Genomic DNA, 9,093 nt, shown 5'->3' on the forward strand with positions numbered 1-9,093 from the left:
AGAACCTCCGCGTGATGGGCCCCACACGGACGGTACTCACAGAAACGGGGCGGTGGACAGCCTTCGGCCAAGCGCCAGTTGACGCTCAGACGGTGAGCACAGCCGTGACGCCGAGAAGAGCCTCCAGCTCGGCGACCGCCCTGTCCTCGTCGGTGGCGTGAACAGTCGTGATGCCCAGCTCGGCAGCGGGCGGCAGGTTCACCTCATGATCGTCCACGAATACACACCGCTCAGCAGGCAGCCCGATCCTCTCCAGTGCGAGCCGGTAAATAGCCGGGTCCGGCTTCGCGAGTCCCTCCAGCTCGGACACAACGTGCACGTCGAAGAGGTCCCAAATGCCGACATGCTCGTATGGGTTGAACGGATCGAGCCCGAAGCTGTTTGACAGCAGCGCGAGCCGGTGGCCGGCAGCTCGTGCGGCCCGAGCGAGCGCGATCATCCGACGCGCCGGAGGAACGTCGACCCAGGCCCGTCCCATCAGGTTCACGGGGTCCACGTGCTCACCGAGGAGAGCCGCGGTTCCCTCGTTCCACTCAGCCTGCCCTATCTCACCGATCTCCAGCGCCGCATAAAGCCGCCGGCCTTCGGGGTGATCGTTGAGAGTGGCACGCCACGCGCCCGGCTCCAGCCCCTCGGACACACACCAGGCGCGGTGTACGGCGATGGGACTAGCGGTGAGCACCCCGGCGAAGTCGAGAATCAGACCACGCCGCTCATGCCTGTCGGGAGTGGCAGTGCTGTGCGACATGCGGTGACGCCCCTTTCGCGATTGACCCAACGGGGACGCTACCGCGTACCGCGTGTGTGTCATGGCGAAGAGCGTCCTGGCGGAAGACAGCGGCCGGGGAGACAGTCCGTCCGGTCCGGACCCAACCGCCCTGTTCCGACAGGATGGTCCGGGGGCGCCGCTGAGTTGTCTGTCCAGGGTCGCCAGGACGGCCGGGTTCCTCCGCTAATGGCGGTCGGCGCAGCTCTCTCCTCCTCCGAAATTTCCACGACATCGCAGGGTCATGTACCACGAAGCTATTTACAGGATATTCGTCAAAGAACCCGCTGAGGCGAGCAACTGTTGTGGCGTCAGGGTTTGAAGCCTGCTGGCTCAAGGTGCGATGGTGGCGTCTGTGAGTGAGCAAGCATCTTGGGAGGGACTCACCCCGGAGGAGGTCGTCGCCGGGGCCGCTGAGACCCAGACGTTTCTCTTAGACCGGAAGGCAACGCACCGGAGGCATGTCCCCGTTCGGCGTGACTTCGTACAACTCCCACCGCGAGCGGAAAGTCGTCACAGCGTCCTCGCCCAGTTCGTTCAGGGCCGGGACCTGCGCGGGCTGAAGGCGTACCTGTTCATCATCGCGATCACCAGCTCAGACCTGGACGACTGGAGCACAACGCTCAACAGCTCCGTCTGGGCAAGGGCGATCGGCGCGACAGAGACGGCGGAGCCGACGAGCGCACGAGCGGCGGTCAATAAGATCTTCGGCCGTCTACAGGAGCGTCGGTTGATCAAGTACGGCCGCATCCCCGGCACACATAACATCAGGGTTACCCTGCTCCGTGAGGACGGCCAGGGCGGGGATTATACCCGACCCGGCCGGGAGAACCGAGACCCGTATCTGAAGGTGCCCAGGGATCTCTGGGATTCAAGAGCCATCGATGATCTCGGTCTCCCCGGATTGGCCATGCTGCTTGTCCTGAGCTGCGAGCGGCCAGCCTTCGAACTGCCGCCCGAGCGAACTCCGGACTGGTATGGCTGGTCGGCAGACACGACCGAGCGAGGCTTCAAGGAGCTGGCCCGCAAGGGGTTTATCGAGGTCAAGAAGACCTTCAAGACGGCCCCTGCCAGCCCGAGGGGTTACACCCATAGCAACCGATACACACTTCTGCCCCCATACGTCCATCGAGGACGTAGCGCCACCTCTCAGACGGATGCCCCTGTCAGGTAGGCGTACGACAGGCCCCGGAGTCTCTATGGGCCGCGACGCTGCCGCACCCCACAGAACCCCAGGCTGAGGCGGCACGCCGGCAAGCAAATTCCGCCACAGCTGCAAGTACCCCCCGCCGGAAGGAGAACTACTTGAGCACCAACGGCAACGCGCCCAGACAGCCTGGCGACCCCGTGATCAACATCAATCTGTCCGGGAACGCACAGCTGAACTGGGCCTACGGGGATCAGATGCCGAGCATCCGGTCTGACTCTGAATCCGGGTCTTCGGACCGGCGGCCCTTCTGGAAGAACGTAATCTTCTGGACAGCAGTCGGGGCCATCGCCACCACCGTGGGCGCCATCACCGCGTTCCTTTAGGGCCGATCCGCCCTTTGCGGCGGACGGCAGGACGTCGGCATTCGCCCCGTTCGGGCCTTCTGGACGGGGCCACCCCGAACGCTCCGCCGCAAGTCAAGGGAACTAGCAAGCGTCCGTGAGTTGAACATCGGAGGTCCTGACACGACGAGGGGAGCTCGTGCGCCCCTGCGCACTTGCGTGCTCCGGCTCCCGCAACCGTACCTTCGCGGGGTTCTTCAAGCACCCGTACGAGCCGTAGGGGACTCATTGAAGCCGGCCAAGAAGGTACTCCTCGACCTCGATGCCTCGTCGAACGTGTCCATCCGCTCCAACGAAGAACTGCTCGGCAAGGTGCAGTCCGCGATCGCCGCGGACGACAAGGCGCGTAAGAAGAAGGAGGCCGAGCCGCTCCGCCGCAAACCGGTCCTGTCCGGGATCCCGGACAACGAGCTTGATCGCCGGGTGCGAGTCTCCATGTGGGACGTGCTGCACACGCTCGGCCGGGCCACGACGCTGTCCTGGAAGGGGGCAGGTCGTGGCCTCGCGGAGCACTGGGGAGCCCTGAAGTACAGCCAGGCGTTGACGGGCGGCCCTGACTCGTTTCTCGGGCTCTCGACCGAAGGGCGGAAGATCGCCGAACGGTACAAGACCATCCAGTCGCACGAGCTCGGCATGGCCTTCGGACTCACGCTCGCCAAGCAGGTGCTCGGACGGCGGTTCCCCGAGCACTCCGTGAGCATCGTCCCGGCCGACACGGTCCTGCGCGCCGGGTGGGCCCTCACGAGCAGGGAGAAGGGCAACAAGGTCGGGTACGGGTACCGGCCGCAGTACTTCGCGGAGGTCTGGCGTCCTGGGGAACCGTCCCTCGTGATCCCCATCGCGACCAAGGGCAACCACAGCAACGCGGCGATTTCGGCCGGCCAGCTGGCGTCCGCGTCGGTGCACGCCGAGGCCGTGCACATCGGCGCGTGGAACGAGACCCCGAGCCTCCTGTTCAGCACGGAGCTGCCCGCGGACGGTACCGTAACCGTCCACGCGCTGCAGGCTCCCGGCCGTGACGGCTGGCTCGCCGACCCCTCCGGCGAGAGCAAAGCCGACCTGGACACCGCCCCATCGGAGGAGAACCCCTTTCCGGGGATCCAGCCGCCCCATGTGGGAGGGGCGGCCCGCGAGCCCGTACCCGGCTGCCACCTGACCCCCGAGTACTTCAGGTGGTTCCAGCAGGTCCTCGGACATACGGCGGCGGCCGGACTCATGGCCTTCACCGGCTCCGGCCAGGGCACTGCCCGCTACCTCACCAAACGGCAGGGCAACGAACGGTTCGACGACTTCGAACACGCTGCCGCCGGCAGCGTCCAGGACATCAGCCACCGCCTCCTCGGGCGCACCTACGCCGGCACCGACCACGTGTTCCGCCTAAACGGGCCGCGCGTCGAAGCGTTCTCCGGCGTGGACAGGGAACTCTTCGACCTCCTCGCCGAAGGGGAGGTCGAGGAGTACCGCCTCCGCGTACACGCGGCCCGGCACACTCGACCCCAGCTCGCCTGGGACAAGAAGTGGGGCGGCCCTGTGTCCGTCCACGCCGACGGATCCGTCCTCGCCATCCGTCTGCTGCCCGGTCAGCGCGTGAAGCGCAGCTAGCGGATCGGCCCGAAAACGCCGGAAGATCAAGCGCGTGACCTGCGAGAGCCGACAAAGACGCAGGTCACGCGCCCCAACACACGGATCACACCGAGTTCCTTCTAAGCGCCTGCTCTCAGCGCTCGCCCACCCCGACCATGATCATTAGCAGGTGGCCCGCAAGCCTGCCCAGCGTCAGCCGGGGGCTGAACCCGCCCCGCACGCCGCTATCCGTGCTGCCCCGGTACATCTACACGCGGGCTCAGCCAGAATGGCGCAGGAGTTGCTCCGCGGTGAGTTCGACACGGAGGGAATCCTCGTCGAACCCGTACATGCGTGTGGGGAGGTTCAGGTACTCCGACTTCGAGGGGTAGTGGAAGTAGAGGATCTCTCCGCAGACCGGTGCGGCGTCCTTCAGGATGGTGTCCTGGCAGGTGCCGAGAACGGTGATGCCGTATTCGGTGGCGACGCTGCTGATGGCACTGAGCACCTCCCGGCGATGCTCCTTGCCGAGCGAGTCGCCGAGCTCGTCCAGGATGAGTACCCGTCCCTGCGGGTGAGGGGCTGCCAGCAGCGCCGCCAGTACGAGGTTGATGGAGAACAGTTTCTCCTGCGCGGTGTTGGTGACCGTGTCGTAGGAGAGCAGCGGCCCGTTGGGATTGCGCCGCCACCGCGGGGTGACGGAGCAGCGCCAGTGGTGGTCGGCTCCTGTTGGCGGGTCAATGCGGTATTTGAGGTCGGCGCCGAACCCTTGAGAGCCGCGGTCGAGCCGGTTCAGCGCAGTGGCGATGCTGTCGAGCGCGCTGCTGACTCGCTGGATGATGACCGCCTGGGTGTGCTGCAGCTCCTCATCGAGCTTGTCGACGGACGAGGCGATGAAGTCCTGCTCCCGCTGGCGGGCTTGCCTCAGGGCAGCAATCTCCGAGTCCGCAGCGGCGTCGGCGTCCGCCTTGTCGTCGAGCCAGTCGGCGAGGGCGCGGAGGGTAGGCTGGGTACGCACGTCCGGGGCGGCCTCGTGCATCTCGGCAGCGCGGGCCAGGGCGTGGGTTGGGTAGCCCTTGGTGCGGGCCTCCACCCGCAGGACGGTACGGCAAACGTCGACCGTGCTGACGACAGCCTGGTGGAGATCGGCGGCACTGCGGCACTCAACGGGTTGCTCGGGAGAGGCAACAGTTGACGGGGGCGGAGCTTCGGTGAGGAGTTCGGCATGGTTCTCGGGGAGCCAGACGGCCGGCCATCCCAGCTCTGTCCGGGCGGTCTCCTCGCCGCCACCGAACAGACCGATGGCGCGTGCGATCTGCTCGGTGCCTGCAGAGCCGGCAAGGACCGTGAGACGCTCCTCCAACTCCTTGATCTCCTTGTCCGCGCCGGCGATGTCCCGGTCAAGCACGGCGATGCGCTGCTCGCGGCTGGCGACGGCTGCCTTCGCCGTGGTGACGAGGTCCGCTGCGGTGTCGGTCTGTTTCTTGAGACCAGGCAGGGCGGCGCGGATCGCTGTGAGGGAACGTAGGGCCACATCGTGCTTCGCGATTGCCCCTGGCAGAGACTCGACGGCTGCAGCGCAGGCAAGTTGGGCCTCGGTGACACTGATCCTCGTAGCGAGACCGGAGAGGAGAGAACTCAGATCGGTCATCCTCGTGAGGGCGGCGTCCCGCAGATCGCGCAGGTGGGAGCAGATCGCTTCACGGCCCAGCACCGGTTCGGGAAACGCGCCGACCACATGGACGCCGAGCCCGTCCATGGAGGCGTGCGGGGGTGCGCCTGTCCAGTAGCCCTGACTCGACAGGGCGGTAAGGAAGCCGCGGGCGGAGTCGGGGGCCGAAAGAACGCCGACTGGCAGGGCCGGGCTGTCGGAGGAGTCTGCCCCAGCGGTGCCGACGGCAGGAGAGGCCACCAGAACGGCTCCCGGATGGTCCCGGAGGGCCTCGACCGCCGCGCTGAGCGCACTTCGGGGTACGCAGACGGCCTCCCGCCATGGATGCAGGACGGCCTCCCACAAGTCACGTGCGGAGGGGTCGACCTCGGTCTGATCGTACAATCCGGCCGCGTCGATGCCTGCGTGGCCCAGGGTGGCAACGAGCTCGCCGACTCTGCCCGCCTGCCCCTGCGTCGCTTTGGTGAGCTCCTGTTCGGCAAGGGCGGCGTCGCCTTCCGCGATGCGCTGGCCGACTTGTGCGTCCTCCTTCTCGTCACGCAGGGTCGCGAGGCGCGCTGTCAGGACGCTTGCGGATTCGCCTGCATGCCGTCCTGCCAATTCGCGCAACCTGACGAGGTCCGCTTCGGCGTCGGTGAGGTCCCGCTCAGCTGCGAGCTCGTCCTTCTGGCAGGCGAGCCATGCCTCCTGTGCCTGCCGGTGCTCCTTCCCGGCGGCACGTACTGCTGACTCCAGCGCCCGGACGTCCTCGTAGGCGACGCGTTCCTCCCGAAGCACTCCCAGGGTGTCGCGGGCTGACTCCAGGAGCGCGTGGGTGGCGGGGAGTAATGCTTCGGCGCTGCGCTGCCGTGCGACGGCGTCCAGCACGGACCGCGCCAGACACGACCGCTGGTCCGCCAGGGCACTGCCCAGCTTGGCGCGGAGGTCTTCGCGCAGCGCCACGGCTTCGAGGAGCTGGTCCTCGCGGGCAAGATCGATGTCATGCTGGGTGAGCGCACGAGCGTAGTCCCCCCGGCGGTCCGCCAGCTCACGACGCTGCTGCCGGTCACGCTCCAGGACGCTCGACCGGCCCGAGAGCGTCAGCAGGGCCTCTCCGATACGGTCCGGCGTGTACGTCGCTGTCTCCAGCTTGAGGAGCGAGGGCCGTGACCGCACCTGACCGCGCGAGGCAACGTAGGCGAGGACCTTCGGCGAGCGTCCGTACAGGTGATGTGCGTACTCACTGGAGCCAAGCGGACGGCCGCCGAGCTGGCGGAAGAACTCCGGTGCCGCACGATGGCGTTCGTCGTCGTCGCCCTCCGTCAGCAGGTGGACGCCTGGCTGGTGGCGGACCTGGAGGTGCGGCCTGTCGCTGCTGATCTGGAGCCAAACGGTGTGCGGTCGGGCTTTCCCTGCCTCGGCGAACAGGCCCACCACGTAACCGCGGTCCGCGGCCCCGACAAGCTGCGCGGACGCCCCGGCGACGATCGGTTCGAACAGTAGCGTGGCGGTGTTGGCGGTGCCGTTTCCAGTGGCCTGCCACTCCGGATCGCCGAGCAGCAGAGACACCGCTGCCAAGAAGCTCGTCTTGCCCGATTCGTTGGAGTCTTTTGGTCCACGGCCGGTGACGGCAACGAAGGTTCCCGGGATGAGCGCGATCGGGTCGCTGGTCAGCCGTGCGATCCCGAACGTCTGGACGGCGACCAGCGGTCGGGCGCCGATGATCCCGGTGGGGGTGCCAGTTGCGGGGTCGGTCGTCACGGTGACTCCCGGTGTGCAGGGGCCGCCTCCTCGGCTGCCCGGCGTTCGAGGATGGCGCGGGCCAGGTGACCGTCTGGGCGTCCCGCGATGATCAAGTCCTCCCACAACGCACTGACTCGTGCGGGGCTCAAGCGCTGGAGGGCCGGACCGGGGACGAAGTTGCCGGGGCCCGCAGTGTCCACCATCCCGGCAGCGCTGAGGGTGCGCAGTGCTTGCCGGATGACGGTCTGGGCCAACGCACGGTTGCGGGCCAGTTCGGTCACGGTGACCGGGTGCCTGCGGCTGTCCCACTGGTCGTGGGTATGGCGCCCCAGAGCACGCGGCAGGGCGACGGTGTGCACTAGGACCAGCGCCAGAACGGCACGTTCGGCGCTGCTCAGGGCGCCGACCCCCGCTGCGCTCAGCTCTGCGGCGACGGCGTCAGGGTAGCCGGTGGTCCAGGTGCCGCTGGGAGTGCGAACCAAACAACGCCCCATGCCGGCGAGGATCTCCTCGACCTGCGCCCTGGTACCGGGATCTGCGAGTGCCCCGACCTCACGGACGGTGAGTGGGCCGTGTGCCGTCTCCAGAGCAGTCACCAGGGACCGTGCGACCTGGAGGTTGCTGGACGGGGGCGCCTGGTCTGGGGCGGTCAGGTCCGCCGGGGGAGATACCGGCGCCTCCGCGCGCGGTTGAGCGCTGTCGGAGGCAAGCCGCGGCAGCAGGTGGTGTCCCCTTCGTAGCGCGGCCTTCACGGGGCCGGGCAGCGCAGCCACTGCCGGGCCCAGGTACGACTGGGCGCCGGTGCCGACGATCAGGCCGTGGCCGGGGAGCACGCGATCAAGTGCGGCCGCGATCCTGTCGGCCCTGGCGCCCAGGTCAAGACAGGTCTGCGCGACCAGGCCGGCATCGAAGACGTGCCCCGGGTACGGCGGGAGCGACGGGTCAAGCCACGCCGCTCGCAGGCACACCGCGAACACCAGCCTGATGACGCGGGAGAGCGGAGAGGGTAGCTGACTGCCCAGATGATCCTCGTTCGGGGCGTTCCCCACCGGCCATCCCAGGCGCACCGCTTGTGCGTGGTCGGCATCGTGGACCTGTAGCACTGCCCTGCCCGCCAGTGCGGCGGCCTGTGCCGCCCGCGCTGTCACTGCAGCGTCGGTTGGATACTCGGCCTGGCCCTCGGCCCGGAGGGCTGCGAGCAGCAGGGCTGCCCGGTGCTCGATATCGTCCGTCATCCGCCGTCTCCGGACCCCGGGGAGAGGTGGAGGGTCACCCGGTGGAGGTAGGTGACAGTGGCAGTGCTGTCGACGCGCACCGGAACGGCCAGTTCCACGCGCACCGGAACCTCGGGGTCCTCGTCGCAGGCCAGCAGGTCCACCAGGATACGCGCGGCAGCGGGCCAGCCCTGGTCCTCCAGTACGGCAGTAACGTCAGTCTCGGTCAGCCCCGCCAGCAGGTCCTCCACCAGCACCTGACGCCTAACGGCTTCGTGAGCTTCCGCCTCCTCCAGCGAGGCGAAGGGGTCCGACTGGCTCTCCCCCCGGACCTGCGGCGGCATCGGCCGGCCCTTGGGCGGTGATGACGGCGTGTACTCGGCAGCCGTGTCCACGATCGCCTGGCCGTCAACCCACGGCGGCGGAGCGTCCGAGACGAGCTGGCCGCCGAAGTGGCCCAGCTGCTCCAGGCCGGCTGTCCGGGTGAGCTGGTGGTACTCGGCGGGAGTAACTGATCATTTCAGAATGATCTTCGGAGTCGTCGCAAGCAGATGATGCTGCAGGCGAGTTGGAGCAGTCCGAGGTGGAGGTCGGCTCGTATCTCA

At 67.8% G+C, this 9,093-nt stretch carries 7 protein-coding genes; 3 read left to right on the forward strand and 4 right to left on the reverse strand.

The annotated features are described in order from the left end of the window. Window positions 1-85: 85 nt before the first annotated feature. Window positions 86-748: an HAD-IA family hydrolase gene (locus tag ACZ63H_RS34640; protein ID WP_469871989.1), complete on the reverse strand. Its 663-nt coding sequence runs from the start codon at window positions 746-748 to the stop codon at window positions 86-88. A gap of 373 nt (window positions 749-1,121) precedes the next feature. Here ACZ63H_RS34640 and ACZ63H_RS34645 point away from each other — a divergent pair, with 373 nt between their 5' ends. From ACZ63H_RS34645 to ACZ63H_RS34655, 3 genes are all read left to right on the forward strand, one after another. Then, the gene (locus tag ACZ63H_RS34645) at window positions 1,122-1,940 is read left to right on the forward strand and encodes a hypothetical protein (protein WP_469871991.1); all 819 of its coding nucleotides are present in this window, start codon (window positions 1,122-1,124) and stop codon (window positions 1,938-1,940) included. 131 nt (window positions 1,941-2,071) lie between these two features. Beyond that, a complete protein-coding gene (locus ACZ63H_RS34650; RefSeq protein ID WP_365684446.1) occupies window positions 2,072-2,299 on the forward strand; it encodes a hypothetical protein in 228 nt (75 codons plus the stop codon). 246 nt (window positions 2,300-2,545) lie between these two features. Further along, window positions 2,546-3,919, forward strand: a complete 1,374-nt coding sequence (locus ACZ63H_RS34655; RefSeq protein ID WP_469871993.1) for a hypothetical protein — start codon at window positions 2,546-2,548, stop codon at window positions 3,917-3,919. Between the two features lie 241 nt (window positions 3,920-4,160). Here ACZ63H_RS34655 and ACZ63H_RS34660 read toward each other — a convergent pair whose 3' ends face one another. From ACZ63H_RS34660 to ACZ63H_RS34670, 3 genes are read right to left on the reverse strand one after another with little or no spacing between them, the layout of a single operon-like run. Beyond that, window positions 4,161-7,292, reverse strand: coding sequence for a hypothetical protein (locus ACZ63H_RS34660; protein ID WP_469871995.1), 3,132 nt, complete (start codon window positions 7,290-7,292; stop codon window positions 4,161-4,163). Beyond that, the gene (locus ACZ63H_RS34665) at window positions 7,289-8,509 is read right to left on the reverse strand and encodes a hypothetical protein (RefSeq protein WP_469871997.1); all 1,221 of its coding nucleotides are present in this window, start codon (window positions 8,507-8,509) and stop codon (window positions 7,289-7,291) included. The genes ACZ63H_RS34660 and ACZ63H_RS34665 overlap by 4 nt, the downstream gene beginning before the upstream one ends. Further along, complete coding sequence (locus ACZ63H_RS34670) at window positions 8,506-8,883, reverse strand: hypothetical protein (RefSeq protein WP_469871999.1); 378 nt, start codon at window positions 8,881-8,883, stop codon at window positions 8,506-8,508. The genes ACZ63H_RS34665 and ACZ63H_RS34670 overlap by 4 nt, the downstream gene beginning before the upstream one ends. Between the last annotated feature and the right edge of the window lie 210 nt (window positions 8,884-9,093).

This window comes from Streptomyces sp. NPDC104831 (assembly GCF_055583025.1).